Below are 18,340 nucleotides of genomic sequence, written 5' to 3' on the forward strand. Positions count from 1 at the left end.
CGTTTTGTTACACGCAAGCCAGGGAGGCTTACAAATGTCGACGCCTTGAAACAGGCCCCAACGGTAGAGTGTTTTCACGGATGCAACAACGAAGCGTCCGTTTGAGAGACACACCATGAAAACGAAAACATTCACCGTATCCCGACCCGCGCTGCGCCACGTCACCGGATACACCCTGATTGCCGCAGCCGTATGTTCGCTCGCCGCGCAAACCAGCTTCGCCCAGGAAGGGCCGCCTCCGGACGACGCGCCCAGCGCGACCCAGAGCGCCGGCAATGTCGACCCGCCGGGACGCGTGGCGCGCCTGAACTACACGTCGGGTGCCGTGACCACCGAACCCGCCGGCGCCACCGACTGGTCCTACGCGCAGATCAACCGTCCGCTCACCACCGGCGACCAACTCTGGGACGACCAGAACGCCCGCGCGGAACTGCATATCGGCTCGACGGCCGTGCGGCTCGGCGACTCGACCAGCCTCGACATCCTCAACCTCGACGACAGCAACGCGCAGTTGAAGATTGCGCAAGGCACGCTGTCGACCCGCGTGCGCGAACTCGCGCCGGGCTCGACCTATGAGATCGACACGCCGAACCTCGCGCTCGGCGTGACCGGCCCCGGCGACTACCGCGTGGACGTGGCGCCCGACGGCAGCAGCACGACCGTCACGGTACGCAGCGGCAGCGCCACTGTGTACGGCGACAACGGCCAGGTGCCGGTCGCCGCCGGCCAGCAGATCCGCTTCGCCGGCACCGCCCTGCAGCAGGTCGCCGACAACGGCGCGCCGGGCCTCGACGGCTTCGATCAGTGGGCGGCCGGCCGCGACGCCGCCGAAGACCGTTCGGTGTCGGCCCGCTACGTGTCGCGCGATGTGCCCGGTTACGAAGACCTCGACGCCAACGGCACGTGGCGCAGCAACCCGCAATACGGCGAAGTGTGGGTGCCGAGCGCGGTGCCGGCCGGCTGGGCGCCCTATCACGACGGCCACTGGGTCTGGCAGGCGCCGTGGGGCTGGACATGGGTCGACGACGCGCCGTGGGGCTTCGCTCCGTATCACTACGGCCGCTGGGCTTATGTCGACGATTCGTGGGCGTGGGTGCCCGGTCCGGTCGTCGTCAGCGAGCAGCCGGTGTATGCGCCGGCGCTGGTGGCGTTTGTCGGCGATGGCGGCGGTTCGTTCGACTGGGGCGTGAGTCTCGCGGTGGGCGGCGTCGCTGCAGCGGGCCTTGCCTGGTTCCCGCTCGGCCCGGGTGAGCCGTGGCATCCGCGCGGCGGCGGCTGGAGCCCCGGCTACTACAACCGCGTCAACAACTACGACCACCGGGTGAACGTCACCAACATCACCAACATTCACAACACTTACATCAACTACCGCGCGCCGGGTGGCGTGACGGCCGTGCCGGCGACCGCCTTCGTGCATGGCCAGCCGGTTGGCCGCTTCGCCCAGAAGGTCGATCCGCGGCAATGGCGAAACGCGCAATTCAATCCGGGCGGCCCGGGCATCGCGCCGGTGCGGCAGAGCTTCGATTCCGGCATGCGCAATGCGAACTACCGGCCGCCCGCCGCAGCGACGGCGCGCTCGGTCGTGGCGACGCGTAGTCCGTCGGTGCCCGCGGCCTATCACGACACGCTCGCGCAACGGTTTGCGCAAGGCGGCGGCCGAGTGCCGGGCGCCGGCGAGCCGATCGTGCGGACGTCAGTGCCGGCGCATTTCGCCGGTGCGGGGACGCGTGGCGGTCTCGCGGCGGCGACCGCGCAGAACGTGCGGGTCGTTCAGGCGAATTCACCGCGTATGGCGACGGGTGCCGTCGGCGCCGAACCGCATGTCGCACAGAATGCGGCGCAGGGTGCGGCGCGGCCGGGCGAGCCCGCGCTGAATGGGGCGCCTCGTCCGTCTGGGTTCGGCGGTACGGGGCCGAACGGGGCGCAGGCGCCGCGTGGAGTCGCTGAACAGGGACGGCCGGGAACGCCGGGTGCGCCCGTTGCGCCCGCGCAGCTTGCCAATGAGCGGCCGCAACCGAACAACGGCGTGCCGCGTCCGCCGCAGGCAGCAACGGCCGGTGCGAATCCGAACTCGTTCGCCCAGCGTAATGGCGTTGCGCCGGCAACGGGGCAGCAGGCGGCGGCCGAAGCTCGTCACGAGCCGGCATGGACGCAGCCGCATACGCCGATGGCGATCCAGGCGCAGCAGCATGGCAGCGCGCCACAACAGGGCGGCGCGGCGCGTGAGCCGTTTGCGCAGCAGGCGGGTGGGCCGCAGAACCGGCAGCCACAAGCGGGTTTCGCCGCGCAGCAGCAGGCGCAGGAACGTGGGGCGCCGCATCCGGCGGAGAATCCGGCGGCAGCGGCGCGGGCCCCACAAGAGGCTCAGCGCGAGCCCAACCCCGCGCAGCAGCAACAGCAGCAGCAGGCGCGCGCGACGGAGTATCGCCAGCAGGCCGCGCCGCCGGCGCAGCAGGCTCAGCGTGAAGAGGCCCGGCCGCAGGCACAGACGCAAGCTCAGCCTCGTCCGGAATATCGTCCGCAGCAGGTTCAGCAGGCGCCGCGTCCGGAGTATCACCCGCAGCCGCAAGCTCAGGCGCAGCCTCGTCCGGAATATCATCCGCAACAGGTTCAGCAGGCGCCGCGCCCGGAATACCACCCGCAGCAGGTTCAGCAGCCTCGGCCCGAAGCCCGTCCCCCGCAACAGGCTCAACAGCCCCATGCGCAGCCGCGTCAGGAGCAGCATTCCAACAACGGCGGGCATGAGGAGCATCGGAGGGGGTAATGAATGCTCGCTGACGGCGGCAGCGACGGCGTTGTTCCAGCTCGACCCGGCAGGTCACGAGTTCGCCAGCTCGCCCCAGATTGGCCACGCGGGACAATGCACGTCGCCGGCACGGTCGATTCACGCTATCGCAGCGCGCCGCCAGCGAACTGATCGCGGACATCTGGCGCGCGGCGCGGCAGTGGCGCGTCTACTTCGAGGAGTTCGGCGTGGACGCCGCCGAGACCGATCAAGCCGCGCCAGCGTTTCGCCACATCGACGCGATATCGACTCCGGCTATGCGCACGCTGTTACCGTGAAAAGATTCACCGGGAACAGATGCGCACGGCGTCGCCAGAAGCCGTTAAACCGCCATCGGCGCAGTCAGCGGCTCATGATGCCGGTAACCGACCAGCGAGAAATCGGCTGGTTCGATCTTTTCGAGCCATTCCGGCTCGTACACGCCGGTTTTGGCGTAATCCGGCACACGCGCATCGATCGCCAGCTGCGGGCTTTCATAAGGCTCGCGCGTTAGCTGCCGTTGCAGCATGTCGAGCTGATTTTCGTAGATATGCGCGTCGCCGATGAAATACGAAAACCAGCGCGGCGTGTAACCCGTCAAGCGGCCAACCAGATGCAGCAAAGCCGCGCCCTCGGTCAGATTGAACGGCGTGCCGAGCCCCACATCGTTGCTGCGAATGTAGAGGCACAGCGAAATTTCGCGCCGCGCCGCGTTCGGCAGGAACTGATAAAGCAGATGGCAAGCCGGCAAGGCGATCTCTTCCAGAACCGCAGGGTTCCACGCATGAAACAGAATGCGCCGGTCGCCCGGGTTCTGCATGATCGTGTCGAGGCACTGGCGCAACTGGTCGATGGCCTTGTACAGCAGCACCTTGCGGGCGCCGTCTTCGTCGAATTCGGTGACAACCCGGTAGCCGCGCCCGCTCGCATCCGCGATCTGCGCGCTCGCCGACGCATCCAGCACCTTGTAGGCCGGCCATTTGCGCCACTGCACGCCATACACGTCGCCGAGGTCGTCAGGACCTTCGCGGTACGGATTGGCCAGCCATTGCGGATTCTGATTGGCGTTCGCGTCCCACACCTTGCAGCCCAGATCGCGAAAGTCCGCCGCGCTGCGCGAGGCGCGCAGGAAGCCCACCAGTTCGCCAATCGCCGACTTGAAGGCGAGTTTCTTGGTCGTGACGGCGGGGAAGCCCTGCTGGAGGTCGAAGCGGAGCATCGCGCCCGGCATGCTGATGGTGCGGATGCCTGTGCGGTTCTCCTGCCACGTGCCGGTATCGAGAATCGAGCGGACGAGGTCGAGGTATTGTTTCATTCGGGTTCCTTCGGCCCGGCGCCGGGCGCCCAGGACTTTTCGCGACAAAACCCGATTCTAGCAAGCGCGGACGAGCGGCGCCCCAAAAGCGCAAGGCGCTCAGATGTGCGGCACCGTCGCCTGCTCGCCATGCGGCACGATGGGCTCGCCTTCCATATGCCGCATTCCATGCGCGCACAGCAGACGGTACAGCGTCACGCGTGAAATGCCCAGTTCCTGCGCCGCATCGCCAAGCCGGCCGCGATGACGCAACAGCGCCAGTTCGATAGCCTGGCGCTCCGCCGCCTCGCGCGCCTGCGCGAGCGACACCGGCACGATTTCCACGTATTCGGCAAGTTCGAGATCGCGCGCGGTAATCGCGCGCCCTTCCGACATCACGATGGCGCGCCGCACCCGGTTGATCAGTTCGCGCACGTTGCCCGGCCAGCTGTAATTGTGCAGCGCGGCGATGGCGTCGGGCGCAAAACCGCGCAGCCGGCGGCTTGCATCTTTTTTGAAACGTTCCAGCATGTGCCGCGCAAGTAGTTCGATGTCCTTACCACGCGCCCGCAACGGCGGTTCGTCGATCTGCAACACGCACAGACGGTGATACAGGTCCGAGCGGAAACGTCCTTCGATCATCGCGGCGTTCATATCCACGTGGGTCGCCGAGATGATGCGCACGTCGACGTCGATCGCGCCATGGCCGCCCAGCCGCTCCACCTTGCGCTCCTGCAGGAAGCGCAGCAGGCTCGCCTGGCTTTCGAGCGGCAGGTCGCCGATTTCATCCAGAAACAGCGTGCCGCCGTTGGCCGCTTCGACGCGGCCGATCTTGCGCTGATTGGCGCCGGTAAACGCCCCGCGCTCATAGCCGAACAGTTCGGACTGCAACAGATGCGGCGGTATCGCGCCGCAGTTGATGGGGACAAAAGGCGCGGCGCGGCGGGACGAACGTTCGTGAATCGCTACCGCCGTGAGTTCCTTGCCGGTACCCGATTCGCCGGAGATGAACACCGGCGCGTCGGTCATCGCCACTTTACGGATGGAGCGGAACAGCGCCAGCATCGCATCGCACGAGCCGACCATTTCGCCTTCTGCACCATTGGGCGAGCCGTCGTTCGAGCCGGGTTCGCCGAGTGAAATCATGCCGTAAGCATGCCCGACGGAATCGACGATCCTGTCGCCCGAGTAAGGCACGGTCACGTAATCGAAACAATAGTCGCGCACGAGCCGGCGCAACGCGGCATCCTGCAACTGGCCAGGCATGGTCGCGGCAACCCAGCCGACGTTGGGCATCGTCAGGCACGACTCGAACGCGGCGATCTCATGCTGCTGAAAATGGCTCGACAGATCGAGCAGTCCACCCGCGGCCATACCGGAGCGAACGGCACGACGGACGTCACGCGCCGAACCGACCACTTCAACGTGCCAGCCGCGTTGATGAAACTGGTTATGCAGTTCCGCGCTAGGGTCACGCGAAACGTAAATCAGTTGCCGCGTTGCGGGTTCCATTATTCAGATCCTCTCGTCAACGAACGTTAAGGATGACGGCACGCGCCGAAACATTGTTTCAGGCGCATTGACTCAGCTCGGGATTCGCGCATAGCAAAAACCGAACGGCCATTCCATTCCGTGCGGACAGCTGATCCCCGAAAAACGGCGTGTGTGATTGAGACGGCCCAACTACGGGCTTTTTTTAAATGTGACTCTGTTTTCGAGAGCTTACTATACGCGCGCCGCTTCGAAAACAAATATGCGAATTTAATCACCCACTTCACCGCCCAGCCGCTCTGGGCGGGCGTTCCAGAAGTCTACGCAGTCTGAATAAAGCGTTTCCAGAAGGCGATCCTACGTGTCTACCCTGACCTTTCCGGTGACGGCGTTAATCGCGCTTTATCGGTATTTCCTGCTGCCCGTTTCAGGGCTGAAACGTTTTTTCCGCATTTTCACGAGTTTCTTTCGAGGCTGTTACCTGAGACCCAGCCGTATCAATCGATTGCGGCTGATGGCACACGTTTCGCTAAATGTCCCGCACCAAGGAGACACATCATGCGACTCGCTTTCCGCATCGACCTGCACCGCTTTAAGCCCTACGCCGCATTGTGCGCCACGTTGCTGATTGTTGCGCTGCCGCTGGGCGCCAACGCCCAGGAATCCCTCACCGCCAGTTCGCCCGATACCGGGGCCGCCACCCTCGCGAGCGACGCGCCCGCAGCGGTGGCGGTCCCCGATACCGTGCCCAGCAGCGCGGCCGACACATCGAATGCCCCAGCCTCCGCCAGCGATCTCGCGGGCAACGTGCTGAGCATGCCGGCCGACGCGGTCGCAGCAACCGATCCGGTGCTCGACGACCAGGCGCTGTCGCAGCAACGCGGCGGCTTCGGCGGCCTCTTCATGGTGGCGGCGACGCCGCAACTGATGCGGGTCAGCAATGGCAGCGGCGGCGGCAACGGCGTGACGCTGTGGGACGAAATCGCGCCGCCCTCGCAGTTACCGATTCCGGTCGACGTCGCCCGCTCGGCGCAAGGCAACCTCACCACGTATCAGAGAAATTAGCCGGACGACGCCCGCTCGCTGCCCAACGCCAGCCGCGCGTCCGCCAAGGAACCGACATGAACGCCTCAATCCAGATGCCAAGCCTTCGCAGCGACCACCGGACCCTGCTCTGTGTGCTGTGCAGCGTGCTCGCCGCCGGCGCCGCGGTCTCATCGGTCCCCGCTGCCGCGCAGCAGGCCACGCAGCCCGGCAACCTGATCATCGAGCGTGACATCACCCCGCGCGACGCGTTTGTGCCGGTGCCGCGCAACGACGACCCGATCGCCGTGCAGGTGCAGACGTTCCCGACCGTGGCCTTCGACGGCGCGCTCGGCGCAATGGCGAGCGACCTCGACCTGAACAGCGCGCACGGCACCACCGGCATCAGCACCGGCAGCAGTTTCATGCCGGCGCTGGTCGGCACCAACGGCATCGAACACATGCTCGCGGGCAATGGCAACGGCAGCGGCCTGCCTGTCGGCGCGGCGGCGGGCTTGGGCGGCGCAGGCGGCATCGGCAGCACGATTACCCAGACCATCACCGGCGCACTGGCCCCGCTCGGCGCCGCGATGGGCTCCATCAAATGAAAACCTACCGGGCAATGGCCATGAACCCCCTGCCGTCACGTCAATCGCTGCGCTCACTGCTCGTCTTCGCGCTGTGCGGCGCGAGCTTCGCCGCCCACGCCCAGACGCCGCCGTCCGCCCTGGTGGACGTGCAATCGGTGATCGGCACTAGCGCAGTCACCGGCGCTACGGGCGTGGTGGCGATCAACGAGACCGCCGGGCTCGATAACGTCCAGGCAAATCAAGGTGTCCTGATGAATGGACCCGCGCCCCTGAACCTGACCGGCAGCGTGCAAAGCGCGTCGGCCAATGCGAGGACGACGGCCGCACGCAGCGACATCGGCAACAACGCATTCTCGAACACCTCCGGTCTGATTGAAGTGAATCAGTCGGCGGGTGCAGCGAATCTTCAGCGGAACAGCGCCGTGATCGGTGCGGCTCCGGTTGAGGGGGAGATCGTAGCGGATGGGATCCTATCCGCTACGACCGCCAAAAACGTCGGTACAGGAAGGTCCAGCGAAAACCACGACGCACGCGAGGTGTCCATCGGCACGGACGCGCTCAAGAACGTCAGCGGCATCGTCCAGATCAACCAGGCTGCCGGCACGGGCAATGTCAGTTCAAACAGTTTTGTGCTCCGTCCCCCGGCGGGCACCTTTTTCTAACGAGCCACACTCTCTATCGGAGCGTCATCATGAAGCGCACTCTCATTGCAGCAGCTGTTCTTTCGACGATGGCAGTCAGCTCGGCTTACGCCGAATGCACGGCAGGCTGCGACCCGGCTGAGCTGTTCACCGCCACGGACCTCTATACCGACATCGGCGAGTTCGGCTTCATCACCCTGCGCGGCCGGGTCGATGTGTCGAGCAGCAGCGGCGCCACGGTCAACAACACGCAGAACGTCAACGTAGGCGGCGTCGACATGAAGACGCCCCCGCAAACCTACACGTCCGGCAACGTGACGACCGGCATCCACACCGCCAACGTCTGGAACGACGCCAGCGGCAGCAGCAGCGGCGGCGGCTACAGCCAGTCGTATAGCACCAGCGGCTACAACTACGGCAACGTCAACTCGCACACCACGACTTCGACATCCGCGGGCGGCTTCGTCGCCGGTGGCGGCTTCACGGCAGGCATCGCCGCGGCCACGCAGAGCTACAGCTACGCCAACACGCATGCTTCGGCAAACGGCTTCCTCGCCGCAGGCCTGATCGCCGGTCTCGGCGTCGGCGACGGCGTGATCGTCGGCGGCCTGGCCGCGGGTTTTGCCGGCGCGCTGAACACGCATGAGTCGCAAAACGCGGGCGCCGGCGTCGCGGCGGCCGCAGCCGGTTACGGCGCGGCATGGGGCGGCTATGAGGCCGGCAACACCAGCACGACCACGAACTCGAACGCCGGCTACGGCGACAAGACCAATTACGCGTTCTCGGAAGGCAGCCACGCTTCCAGCTGGTCGCATGACTACGCGGACAACGCCGGTGCAGTGACGGTGAACGGGAGCATCACCGAACACATCAACACCGAAACGGCCACGACGATGTCGGCGGGCATTGGCAACGGCGCGCTGGACGGCACGAGCGGCAACGTCGGCGTCAACATCGCCACCGGTGTCGACAACGCGCAGTCCAACGACGCCGCCCTGACGAACATGGACGTGGGCCCGGTGTTCGGCAGCTCGCAGATCTACTCGACCCAGTCGTCGAACGGCACGGCCAAGATCGGTGACTTCAACTTCGTCTCTTCGGTCGGCGCAGGCGCGCTTGCCGGTGCGACCGGCAATGTCGGCGTGAACGTGGCGTCGGGTGCGGGCAACGTGCAGAACAACAGCCTGTCCGCTTCGGCGACGACTGACAGCAAGCCCACTGGCTTGCACGGCGCCGCGGTCGATGGCGGCGAAGTGCTCGCCAGCGACCAGAACTGCCAGACCGCCGCAGCCAGCGTGAATGGCGAATTCACCGGTTCGTCGCTGCTCGGCGCCGGCGCACTGGCTGGAGCCAGCGGCAACATCGGCGTGAACATCGCGTCGGGGGTAGGCAACCTGCAACACAACGGCCTCGCAGTCGCCAGCGTGTCGCACTAGCAACTAAAGCATCGACGCAGGAAGACTCCGGTCAGCCTTCGAGCTGGCCGGCTGTCTCCGCAGGGGGAAGTACCATGTTCGGGGTGAGCAGGGTCACGCGTTGTCTGGTTCTGGCGCTCGGCGCCGGCCTTTGGCTGTCACAGCCGGGGCACGCCCAGAGTGCGCTCAACATGTACGCCGCCGCGGGCGTGCCGTTCGATCTGAACGTGCATTCGGTTCGCGAGCTGCGCTACAACCACATCGTTTCCCAGCGTTACGACTATAGCTGCGGCTCGGCGGCGCTCGCCACCTTGCTGAAATTCGGCTATGGCATCGACATTCCGGAGACCGAAATGATCCGCCGCATGATGGTGTTTTCGACACCGGCCGTGGTGGTGAAAAACGGTTTCTCGATGCTCGACATGAAGAAGTTCGTCGAGACGCTCGGCCTGCGCGGCCGCGGCTTCCGGGTTGCCTCCGAGGCGCTCTACCACCTGCAGATCCCCGTGATCGTGCTGATGAACAGCGACGGTTACGAACACTTCGTCATCGTCAAGCATGCGGAAAACGGGCTCATTTTTCTCGCCGACCCCGCGTTGGGTAACCGCATCATTTCCGAAGACGACTTCGTCAAGAAGTGGAACGGCCTCGTATTCGCGGTCGTGGGCAAGCCATTTAGGGAGGATTCTCCGCTCTTGCAAGGCAACGAGTCGCTCGCGCTAAAACTGCGTGAACGTGCACTGGAAAACGGTACGGCAGCGACTCCCTTCGTTGAATACGGTCTGATCAAGGCAGAGTTGTTCTGACTCATCATGGATCGAAACTTACTTACCGTCGCCTGCGCGTTGTGCTTCGCGACCTGCAGTCTCGCCTCCGTCGCGCAGGCCGCCGAGCCGACGGCAGTCCCTCTTTTCGAAGACGTCGCCGCCATCAAACTACAACCGGTCGACGACACCATCCTCGCATCGCAAAGCGGCAAAGGCGTCGCGGGCGACATCATCTCCGGTGTGGTGGTGAACCTGCTGTCGCAATGGAACCTGCCCAATGGCACCACCGCCGTCGCGCAGGGCGCACTTTCCATTGTGACCAACGCGCTCAACCAGGTGTCGGTTCGGGTTGGTTCGTCCGCCAGCGTCACCGGCCCGAACACTAACCGGGACAGCGGCGCCAATCCGAACGCCAGCGCCAGCGGCGGCGAGAACACGAGCGTCAACGGCGTCTCGCAGATCGCGCAGGTGGCCGGCAACGGCAACAGCGGCAACAACCAGACGCTGATCGACTTCAACACCCCGTTGAGCAGTCTGCCGAACAGCGCCACCAACAACCAGACCTCAGCCTTCGCGAGCAACACGGCCGGTTCCGTCAAAGCCGGCGTGAGCTTCAACAACGGCGGCATCGCCATCGCCCTGCAAACGCCAGCAGGCCTCGCCACGCAAACGATCACGCCGGGCACCTCGACCCAGGCCGGCCAGATCGCGCAGCTACTTCAGATTGCAGGCAATAACCAGCAAGTCGCCAACGCGTTGCAACTGCATTTGCAGACACAACAGATGTCGGCCTCGATGCTTCGCCAACTCGGCGTACTACAAGCCCTGCAAAACACCGTGAGGAGATAACACGGGCCGCAACCCGATGAAAAAAGAAGGAATACGAAGTATCGAAGCACCAAAGCGACCGCACGAGCCACAAGGAGACACAGGACGCGCGGTCTGAATACCGGGGGAACAAAAATGACCAGACTTTCCACCATCGGGGCGCCGCGCATGGTTTTAGCGGCCATCCCTGCTGCCGTGATGTTGTTCGCACTTTCACAGGGGGCCTGCGCCCAGGCGCTCGGCGACCAATCCGTCGAGGACCGGCTGAACACGTTGATGCGCGTGGTCAGCGAGCAGCAGAAGCAGATCAATTCGCTCGAACAGCAGGTGACGACGCTGGAGATGTCGCAGCGCGGTCGCGGCATGCCCGGAGCCGGCGCACCGGCCGACAGCGCCGCGGTGGCCGAGCAGCCCGGTGCGGACGGCCTGCCCGTGCCGCTGCCGCCACTGGCCCAGATCAACCCGGGCGGCACACCCGCGCCCGGCGGCGGCACCGGCACCGCGACCGGCGTGCCGGTCAATCCGCCCGCGCCGGATGGCGGCAGCGCCGGCGGCCTGCCGTCTGCCAGCGACGGCACCGGCGCGGTCGGCCAGACGCAGAAGGACGCCCAGCCGGTGCGCACGCAATCGGAAGAAGCCGTCGCCCAGCGCGAACTGGCGCCGCTCTTCGACCACAAGCTGACCTTCGACTGGGGCATCAGCGATACCTACTACGACCGCCGCCAGTTGCAACTGTCCGGCTTCCTCGCGCTCGATGCGATTTTCCTCGGCAACATCAACCTGGGCGAAACCAAGTCGCACCAGGTGATGGCGGATCTCGACACGCGCTACGGCGTAAGCGACCGGCTGAGCGTCGACGTCGACGTGCCGTATATCTACCGGCATAGCAACTTCATCGTCGGCGGCGCGGGTGGCGCGGCCAGCACGCTGTCGGATGCGTCGGCGAACTCGAGCGATATCGGCGACGTCAACTTCGGCGTGTACTACCAGTTCATGAAGGAAACCAACAGCCTGCCGGACCTGGTCGCCAGTCTGCGGGTCAAGGCGCCGACCGGTTCGTCGCCGTTCGGCATCAAGCTCCAGCAGGTCGACGCAGACAATACCAACCTCGTCGCGCCCAACAAGCTGCCCACCGGCACCGGCTTCTGGAACGTGACGGCCGGCCTGTCGGCGTTGAAAACCTACGACCCGGTGGTGCTGTTCGGCAGTGTTTCGTACACCTATAACATCGCGCGCTCGTTCTCGGACATCTCGTCGGTCATCGGCCAGACCGAACCGGCGACGGTCAAACTCGGCGACGTCATCCAGTTCGGCGGCGGCGCGGCACTGGCCTTCTCCGACAAGGATTCGGCGAGCGTGTCCTACACCATGGCGCTGGAGCCGGAGTCGCAGACCAAGGCGCCGGGCGGCACGTACTCCAAGGTGCCGGGCAGCGAGACGACCGCGTCGGCCATCACCTTTGGTCTGAATCACGTAGTGAACAAGCACCTGACGATCAACGGTTCGGTTTCGGTTGGGCTCACGCCCGACACGCCGAACTTCGTGGTCGGCGTGCGCTTTCCCTACACTTTTTGACGTGCCAACGATACGAGGCTGATCGTGCGCGAATCCCCCCATCTGACCAGTGTTACCGCGCCCACGGGCACGCATCTTTCTCTGGCGCGCGCGCCGCAGGAAGCGCCCGCGGGGCGGCCGCGGGACGTCTCGCCCGGACAACCGCCGGATGCCGCAGCGGGTTCCAAAGCGGCGCCGCGGATTCCCCATGCGCAGGCCGAACGGGCGTTGCTGTACGTGGCGCGCACGCCGGACGAAACGCTGGTTGCGCACCTGAAGAGCCGCGCCTGGAACGTCATGGTGGCGCGCACGGCGCATGAGGCGAGCCGGCTCATCAAGCCCGACGTGGTGTACGCGGGCGTGGTCGATCTGGCGAGCTTTGCATTGCGCGATCTGGGCGGCCTCGAAGCGGGTCTGCGCCATCAGCAGATCGGCTGGATTGCGCTGTCCACCGCCGAGCGTCTGACCGATCCGGAAGCGCGCCGCCTGATCCGTCATTACTGCTTCGACTACGTGAAGAAACCGGTTGCGCACGCAACGATCGACTACCTCGTGAGCCACGCGCTCGGCATGGTGACGTTGTGCGATCCCGACGATATCGGCAGCGCGCCGGCCAGCGACGAGGAAGAAATGGTAGGCACCTGCGAGGCGATGCAGAATCTGTTTCGCACCATCCGCAAGGTCGCCAACACCGATGCGAGCGTGTTCATCTCGGGCGAGTCGGGCACCGGCAAGGAGCTCACCGCGCTGGCGATTCACGAGCGCTCGCGGCGCCGCAAGGCGCCGTTTATCGCCATCAACTGCGGGGCGATTCCACATCATCTTCTGCAATCCGAACTATTCGGCTACGAACGCGGCGCGTTTACCGGCGCCAACCAGCGCAAGATCGGCCGGGTCGAAGAGGCGGATGGGGGGACGCTGCTGCTCGACGAAATCGGCGATCTGCCGCTCGAAAGCCAGGCGAGCCTGCTGCGTTTCCTGCAGGAAGGCAAGATCGAACGTCTGGGTGGGCGCGAATCGATTCCCATCGACGTGCGCATCATCTCGGCTACCCACGTGGACCTCGAAACCGCGATGCGCGATGGCCGCTTTCGCGCCGACCTGTTCCACCGCCTGTGCGTGCTGCGGGTCGACGAGCCGCCGTTGCGCGCGCGCGGCAAGGACATCGAAATTCTCGCGCATCACATCATGCGCAAGTTCAAGACCGATAGCGCGCGCAAGATCCGCGGCTTTACGCCCTCGGCGATCGAGGCCATGTACAACTACAACTGGCCGGGCAACGTGCGCGAGATGATCAACCGCGTGCGCCGTGCCATTGTGATGGCGGAGAACAAGCTGATTTCCGCCGAAGACCTCGATCTGGCGCACTACACCGCGCAGGAACCCATGAGCCTCGCGCAAGCCCGCGAAGCCGCCGAAAAGCGCGCGATCGAATCCGCCCTGTTGCGGCACCGCCACCGCCTGTGCGAAGCGGCCGTAGATCTGGGCGTCTCGCGCGCGACGCTGACACGCCTGATGGGCACCTACGGTTTGCGCGAGGCGCCCGGCGCGGACGAGGACGGCCTGTCCGATGTGCCTGACGTGCCTGACGCGGGGGCCGGAGCGGGCGAGTAACCGCAGCGGCCTCGCGCTCCGTCCCCGTAAGCAGGCGCGCGCGCCCGTACTACGCGCCGGTGTAGCCGTCGCGACCCGGGCGTCAGGTAGAATCGGGACGATTACGTTCCCGTGTTCACTCGATGACGACGCTCACCCTGATCGTCGCTCGCGCCCGCAATGGCGTGATCGGCCGCGACAACCAGCTACCCTGGCGCCTGCCCGAGGATCTTGCGTTCTTCAAGCGCACGACCATGGGCGCGCCCATCATCATGGGCCGCAAAACCCATGAGTCGATTGGCCGGCCGCTGCCGGGACGGCGCAATATCGTCGTCACCCGCGATGCCGCGCGCCGCTTCAACGGCTGCGACACCGCCACCAACCTCGACGAGGCGCTCGAGCTCGCAGCCCAGGATCAGGCGCCGGAGGCGTTTCTGATCGGCGGCGCCGAGCTTTACGCCGAAGGACTGCGCCACGCGGACAAATTGATCGTCACCGAAATCTCGATCGACTTCGAAGGCGACGCGCATTTCGCCGCACTCGATTCGCAGGAATGGGAAGAAGTCGCGCACGAGACGCACCGGGCTCATGCGCCCAACGAATTCGACTACGCGTTTGTGACGTACCGCCGCAAGGGCGGCGTGGCGAATTCGCGCGAGGCGTAGATTCGCCTCACGCGGGGACTCGCGAGCAGGTACGAAACAAACAAAAAAACGCCACGGAAAGTACTTTCCATGGCGTTTTTTCTGGCTGCTGGCCGGCCGCGCCAGCCTGCCTCAAGTCTTACTGCCCGGCAATCGTCATCCGTTCGATCAGCACCGAACCCGTCTGCTTGGTGCCGCGCACGAGCGTGTCCGCGCCGACGGCGACGATATGGCGGAACATCTCCTGCAGCGTGCTCGCCACCGTGATCTCTTCCACCGGATACTGGATCTTGCCGTTTTCGACCCAGAAACCCGACGCGCCGCGCGAATAATCGCCCGTCACATAGTTGACGCCCTGCCCCATCAGTTCGGTCAGCAGCAGGCCGGTGCCGAGCTTCTTCAGCATGGCTTCGAAATCGTCTTCCGGACGCGTCTTCGAGCTGAGCAGCTTCAGGTTATGCGAGCCGCCGGCGTTGCCGGTGGTCTGCATGCCGAGCTTGCGCGCCGAGTAGGTGGACAGGAAATAGCCTGCGACCACGCCGTCCTTCACCACCGAACGCTGCTTCGTGCGCACGCCTTCTTCGTCGAACGGCGCGCTGCCCATGGCGCGGGCCACGTGAGGGTCTTCGACGATCTGCACATGCGGCGCGAACACCGGCTTGCCGAGGCTGTCGACGAGGAACGAGGTCTTGCGATACAGCGCGCCGCCGCTCACCGCCTGCACGAACGCGCCGAGGATGCCCGCTGCGAGCGGCGCCTCGAACAGCACCGGCACCTTGCGGGTATCGAGGCCGCGCGCGCCGATGCGCGCCAGCGCCCGTTGCGCGGCGTAACGGCCGACGGCTTCCGGATCGGCGAGGTCGGCCGCGCTGCGCTGCGAGGTGTACCAGTCGTCGCGCTGCATGTTGCGGCCGCTGCCGGCGATCGGCGCGCAGGCCACGTAGTGGCGCGAGTACGGATAGCCCGACAGAAAACCGCGCGAGGTGGCCAGCACGAACTGCGAATGCTGCGCGGAGACGCTCGCGCCTTCCGAATTGCGGATCTGCGGATCGGTGGCGAAGGCGGCGTCTTCGGCGCGACGGGCGATTTCCACCGCTTCGTCGGCGCTCAGATTCCACGGATGATACAAATCGAGGTCGCGCGGATCGGTTTCGAGCAGCTCGGCCTCGGCGAGGCCCGCGCAGTCGTCCTCCGCCGTGAAGCGGGCGATGTTGTAGGCGGCCGCGACGGTGTCCTTCAACGCCTGCGCGGAAAAATCCGACGTGCTCGCGTTGCCGCGCTTGTTGCCGATGAACACCGTCACGCCGACCATCTTGTCGCGGTTATGTTCGATCGTCTCGACCTCGCCACGCCGCACGGAGACGGACAGGCCGTCGCCTTCGGAAATTTCGGTCGCTGCGTCGGTGCCGCCGAGCGACTTTGCGTGACGCAGGATGTCCGAGGCAATCTCTTTCAGCTCATCCTGGGTATGCGGGAAAAAGCGCTGTCGTACGTCCATGTCTGCTGCCATATTCGTTGCCGTCCTTTTACATCGCTACGTATCCCGCGATCATAGCAAGGTCCGCGCGGACGCACCTGGCATTCGCCGCGCGGCAAGACGTCCTCGCGACACGGGCAAGCGCGCCGGCACGACCGCCGCACCCGGATGGCCGGCCCGCGGCCTCTCGCGCACGGCACGCTACAATAACGGTATGACACGTAAAACCCGCATTCAACCGATGGAACCCGCCGCCGAGCCAGAGATCGACGAGAACGGGTATGACCGTCCCAGCAAATCCCAGCTCAAGCGCGAAATGCACGCGCTGCAGGAGCTGGGCGAGGCGCTGATCGCGCTGCCGAAAGACGCCTTGAAGCGTATGCCGATGCCCGAAAAGCTCGACGACGCCGTGCGCGAAGCGCGCCGCATCACCGATCACGAGGGCAAGCGCCGCCAGGTCCAGTACGTGGGCCGCGTGATGCGCTCGCTGCACGAGGACGAAACCGCGGCGCTGCGTACCGCGCTCGACTCTTACAACGGCGTCAACAAGGCCGAAACGGCGCGCATGCACTGGATCGAGCGGACCCGCGAGAAGCTGCTCGCCGACGACGCCGCGCTGACCGAATTCATCCGCCAGCACCCGGCCGCCGATCCGCAGGAAGGCCGCACGCTGATCCGCAATGCCCGCAAGGAAGCCCAGCAAAGCAAGCCGCCGCGCTATTTCCGCGAACTGTTCCAGTGGATCAAGCACGCGGACGGCCCGGCGGCAGCCGAAGACGGCGCGGACGACGCCCCGGAAGACGACGATGACGAAAATCGCGCGTAACCACCCTGACGAAATCGTGATCGGCCTGGTGTCGATCAGCGACCGCGCGAGCACCGGCGTCTACGAAGACAAGGGCATTCCGGCGCTGCAGGAGTGGCTCGGGGCGGCGCTGAGCTCGCCCTGGCAGGCCGTCACCCGTCTGATCCAGGACGACGCGGCGACGATCTCCGCCACCCTCATCGAACTGGTGGACGAGGCGGGCTGCGATCTGGTGCTGACCACCGGTGGCACCGGGCCGTCACGGCGCGACGTAACGCCCGAGGCGACGCTGGCGGTGGCAACCAAGGAAATGCCCGGATTCGGCGAACAGATGCGGCAGATCAGCCTGAATTTCGTGCCGACGGCGATTCTGTCGCGCCAGGCGGCGGTGATCCGCGAGACTGCGGACCATGCCGCGCTAATCGTGAATTTGCCGGGGCAGCCCAAATCGATCCGGGAAACGCTGGAAGGGCTGCGCGACGCGGCGGGCACGCTCAAGGTGCCGGGCATTTTCGCCGCGGTGCCTTACTGCGTGGACCTGATCGGCGGCCCTTACGTGGAGACGAACGAGGCGGTCGTGAAGGCGTTCCGGCCGAAGAACGCCATCCGCGCGCCGCGACAGGGCTGAGTGAGCCGCGGGCTTGCGGGGGCTTGCTGAGGCGCTTGTCGGGGTCTGCCGGGGCTTGTCGGGGCGTCTTAAGCCTCGTCGGCCGGCGTGGCTGCAGCCGGGATCAGGAAGTGCTCGCGGTAATACTTGAGTTCGTCGATCGACTCGTGGATGTCGGCCAGCGCCGTGTGCATGGCGCGCTTCTGGAAGCCCTTGTAGATGGCCGGCTGCCAGCGGCGGCACAGTTCCTTGAGCGTGCTCACGTCGAGATTGCGGTAATGGAAGAAGCGTTCCAGATCCGGCATCCAGCGCGCCATGAAACGGCGGTCCTGGCAGATCGAATTGCCGCACATCGGCGACTTGCCCGGCGGCACGTACTGGCCGAGGAAATCGCGGATCAGCTCGGTGGCGTCCGCTTCGCTCACCGTCGAGGCCTTCACCCGGTCGATCAGCCCCGAACGGCCGTGGGTGTTCTGGTTCCACTGATCCATTTTGGCGAGCGTTTCGTCGCTCTGATGAATGGCGAGCACCGGCCCTTCGACCATCCTGTCGAGCGTGGAATTGGTCACCACCACGGCAATCTCGATGATGCGGTCGGTGTCGGGCTCGAGCCCGGTCATTTCCATGTCCAGCCAGATCAGGTTCATGTCGCTGCGTACTAGCGAGGGCTGGCCGGTGGATTCGAGGATGTCAGTCATGAAGGGCAACCTTGGTGGAGAGCGCCGCGCGTCTTGAGCGACGCGCCATTCGCCGTTAATTTCGCCGTCGAAACAGTTCGTTTTAGCGTGGCCCCGCCAGCCGGCGGGAAGAAACATATAATTCTCGCATAGATACCACGGATTCCCCG

At 65.4% G+C, this 18,340-nt stretch carries 17 protein-coding genes; 13 read left to right on the forward strand and 4 right to left on the reverse strand.

Annotation, left to right across the window (positions count from 1 at the left end; translation table 11 throughout):
• Nucleotides 1-115 precede the first annotated feature (115 nt).
• Both FQ755_RS21790 and FQ755_RS21795 read left to right on the forward strand, forming a co-directional pair.
• Complete coding sequence (locus FQ755_RS21790; protein ID WP_144156849.1) at nucleotides 116-2,764, forward strand: DUF6600 domain-containing protein; 2,649 nt, start codon at nucleotides 116-118, stop codon at nucleotides 2,762-2,764.
• A gap of 80 nt (nucleotides 2,765-2,844) precedes the next feature.
• Complete coding sequence (locus tag FQ755_RS21795) at nucleotides 2,845-3,063, forward strand: hypothetical protein (RefSeq protein WP_144156851.1); 219 nt, start codon at nucleotides 2,845-2,847, stop codon at nucleotides 3,061-3,063.
• A gap of 44 nt (nucleotides 3,064-3,107) precedes the next feature.
• On the opposite strand, the gene FQ755_RS21800 is transcribed toward FQ755_RS21795, so the two are convergent.
• Together FQ755_RS21800 and FQ755_RS21805 are read right to left on the reverse strand one after the other, a co-directional pair.
• The gene (locus FQ755_RS21800) at nucleotides 3,108-4,079 is read right to left on the reverse strand and encodes a thymidylate synthase (RefSeq protein ID WP_144156852.1); all 972 of its coding nucleotides are present in this window, start codon (nucleotides 4,077-4,079) and stop codon (nucleotides 3,108-3,110) included.
• Between the two features lie 99 nt (nucleotides 4,080-4,178).
• Nucleotides 4,179-5,570 (reverse strand): sigma-54 dependent transcriptional regulator, encoded by a 1,392-nt coding sequence (locus FQ755_RS21805; RefSeq protein WP_144156854.1) that lies wholly within the window; start codon nucleotides 5,568-5,570, stop codon nucleotides 4,179-4,181.
• A 537-nt stretch (nucleotides 5,571-6,107) separates the two neighbouring features.
• On the opposite strand from FQ755_RS21805, the gene FQ755_RS21810 reads away from it, so the two are divergent.
• The 9 genes from FQ755_RS21810 to FQ755_RS21850 all read left to right on the forward strand — a co-directional run bounded on the left by FQ755_RS21810 (nucleotide 6,108) and on the right by FQ755_RS21850 (nucleotide 14,625).
• The gene (locus FQ755_RS21810) at nucleotides 6,108-6,614 is read left to right on the forward strand and encodes a hypothetical protein (RefSeq protein ID WP_144156856.1); all 507 of its coding nucleotides are present in this window, start codon (nucleotides 6,108-6,110) and stop codon (nucleotides 6,612-6,614) included.
• A gap of 56 nt (nucleotides 6,615-6,670) precedes the next feature.
• Entirely contained in the window at nucleotides 6,671-7,180 is a 510-nt protein-coding gene (locus tag FQ755_RS21815; RefSeq protein ID WP_144156858.1) for a hypothetical protein, read from the forward strand.
• On the forward strand, nucleotides 7,177-7,824 hold the full coding sequence (locus FQ755_RS21820) for a hypothetical protein (RefSeq protein WP_260858758.1): 648 nt from the start codon (nucleotides 7,177-7,179) through the stop codon (nucleotides 7,822-7,824). The genes FQ755_RS21815 and FQ755_RS21820 overlap by 4 nt, the downstream gene beginning before the upstream one ends.
• A gap of 29 nt (nucleotides 7,825-7,853) precedes the next feature.
• Nucleotides 7,854-9,239: a hypothetical protein gene (locus FQ755_RS21825; RefSeq protein ID WP_144156859.1), complete on the forward strand. Its 1,386-nt coding sequence runs from the start codon at nucleotides 7,854-7,856 to the stop codon at nucleotides 9,237-9,239.
• A gap of 170 nt (nucleotides 9,240-9,409) precedes the next feature.
• A complete protein-coding gene (locus FQ755_RS21830) occupies nucleotides 9,410-10,024 on the forward strand; it encodes a C39 family peptidase (RefSeq protein WP_260858787.1) in 615 nt (204 codons plus the stop codon).
• A 6-nt stretch (nucleotides 10,025-10,030) separates the two neighbouring features.
• Nucleotides 10,031-10,834, forward strand: a complete 804-nt coding sequence (locus tag FQ755_RS21835; protein ID WP_144156863.1) for a peptidase C39 — start codon at nucleotides 10,031-10,033, stop codon at nucleotides 10,832-10,834.
• A 147-nt stretch (nucleotides 10,835-10,981) separates the two neighbouring features.
• Nucleotides 10,982-12,388 (forward strand): hypothetical protein, encoded by a 1,407-nt coding sequence (locus FQ755_RS21840; protein ID WP_144157114.1) that lies wholly within the window; start codon nucleotides 10,982-10,984, stop codon nucleotides 12,386-12,388.
• Between the two features lie 24 nt (nucleotides 12,389-12,412).
• On the forward strand, nucleotides 12,413-13,981 hold the full coding sequence (locus tag FQ755_RS21845) for a sigma-54 dependent transcriptional regulator (protein ID WP_144156865.1): 1,569 nt from the start codon (nucleotides 12,413-12,415) through the stop codon (nucleotides 13,979-13,981).
• A gap of 122 nt (nucleotides 13,982-14,103) precedes the next feature.
• On the forward strand, nucleotides 14,104-14,625 hold the full coding sequence (locus FQ755_RS21850; protein WP_144156876.1) for a dihydrofolate reductase: 522 nt from the start codon (nucleotides 14,104-14,106) through the stop codon (nucleotides 14,623-14,625).
• A gap of 118 nt (nucleotides 14,626-14,743) precedes the next feature.
• On the opposite strand, the gene pmbA is transcribed toward FQ755_RS21850, so the two are convergent.
• The gene (gene pmbA, locus FQ755_RS21855; RefSeq protein ID WP_144156878.1) at nucleotides 14,744-16,114 is read right to left on the reverse strand and encodes a metalloprotease PmbA; all 1,371 of its coding nucleotides are present in this window, start codon (nucleotides 16,112-16,114) and stop codon (nucleotides 14,744-14,746) included.
• Between the two features lie 181 nt (nucleotides 16,115-16,295).
• Between pmbA and yjgA the strand changes: the two genes are divergently transcribed.
• Both yjgA and mog read left to right on the forward strand, forming a co-directional pair.
• The gene (gene yjgA, locus FQ755_RS21860; protein ID WP_144156880.1) at nucleotides 16,296-16,907 is read left to right on the forward strand and encodes a ribosome biogenesis factor YjgA; all 612 of its coding nucleotides are present in this window, start codon (nucleotides 16,296-16,298) and stop codon (nucleotides 16,905-16,907) included.
• Entirely contained in the window at nucleotides 16,888-17,514 is a 627-nt protein-coding gene (gene mog, locus FQ755_RS21865; protein ID WP_144156882.1) for a molybdopterin adenylyltransferase, read from the forward strand. Before yjgA ends, mog begins: the two co-directional genes overlap by 20 nt.
• 68 nt (nucleotides 17,515-17,582) lie before the next feature.
• Here the strand turns inward: mog and orn are convergent, their stop codons facing one another.
• Complete coding sequence (gene orn / locus FQ755_RS21870; RefSeq protein ID WP_144156883.1) at nucleotides 17,583-18,191, reverse strand: oligoribonuclease; 609 nt, start codon at nucleotides 18,189-18,191, stop codon at nucleotides 17,583-17,585.
• Between the last annotated feature and the right edge of the window lie 149 nt (nucleotides 18,192-18,340).

The sequence above is a fragment of the Paraburkholderia sp. BCC1885 genome, assembly GCF_900996235.1.
GTDB lineage: Bacteria > Pseudomonadota > Gammaproteobacteria > Burkholderiales > Burkholderiaceae > Paraburkholderia.

Excerpts from the sequence above, each read along its gene's own strand:
- FQ755_RS21840 (WP_144157114.1), top strand. The coding sequence starts at position 10,982 with ATGGTTTTAGCGGCCATCCCTGCTGCCGTGATGTTGTTCGCACTTTCA.
- FQ755_RS21790 (WP_144156849.1), top strand. The coding sequence starts at position 116 with ATGAAAACGAAAACATTCACCGTATCCCGACCCGCGCTGCGCCACGTC.
- pmbA (WP_144156878.1), bottom strand. The coding sequence starts at position 16,114 with ATGGCAGCAGACATGGACGTACGACAGCGCTTTTTCCCGCATACCCAG.
- FQ755_RS21850 (WP_144156876.1), top strand. The coding sequence starts at position 14,104 with ATGACGACGCTCACCCTGATCGTCGCTCGCGCCCGCAATGGCGTGATC.
- FQ755_RS21800 (WP_144156852.1), bottom strand. The coding sequence starts at position 4,079 with ATGAAACAATACCTCGACCTCGTCCGCTCGATTCTCGATACCGGCACG.
- FQ755_RS21830 (WP_260858787.1), top strand. The coding sequence starts at position 9,410 with ATGTACGCCGCCGCGGGCGTGCCGTTCGATCTGAACGTGCATTCGGTT.
- orn (WP_144156883.1), bottom strand. The coding sequence starts at position 18,191 with ATGACTGACATCCTCGAATCCACCGGCCAGCCCTCGCTAGTACGCAGC.
- FQ755_RS21805 (WP_144156854.1), bottom strand. The coding sequence starts at position 5,570 with ATGGAACCCGCAACGCGGCAACTGATTTACGTTTCGCGTGACCCTAGC.
- FQ755_RS21815 (WP_144156858.1), top strand. The coding sequence starts at position 6,671 with ATGAACGCCTCAATCCAGATGCCAAGCCTTCGCAGCGACCACCGGACC.
- FQ755_RS21810 (WP_144156856.1), top strand. The coding sequence starts at position 6,108 with ATGCGACTCGCTTTCCGCATCGACCTGCACCGCTTTAAGCCCTACGCC.
- FQ755_RS21835 (WP_144156863.1), top strand. The coding sequence starts at position 10,031 with ATGGATCGAAACTTACTTACCGTCGCCTGCGCGTTGTGCTTCGCGACC.
- mog (WP_144156882.1), top strand. The coding sequence starts at position 16,888 with ATGACGAAAATCGCGCGTAACCACCCTGACGAAATCGTGATCGGCCTG.
- FQ755_RS21820 (WP_260858758.1), top strand. The coding sequence starts at position 7,177 with ATGAAAACCTACCGGGCAATGGCCATGAACCCCCTGCCGTCACGTCAA.
- yjgA (WP_144156880.1), top strand. The coding sequence starts at position 16,296 with ATGACACGTAAAACCCGCATTCAACCGATGGAACCCGCCGCCGAGCCA.
- FQ755_RS21825 (WP_144156859.1), top strand. The coding sequence starts at position 7,854 with ATGAAGCGCACTCTCATTGCAGCAGCTGTTCTTTCGACGATGGCAGTC.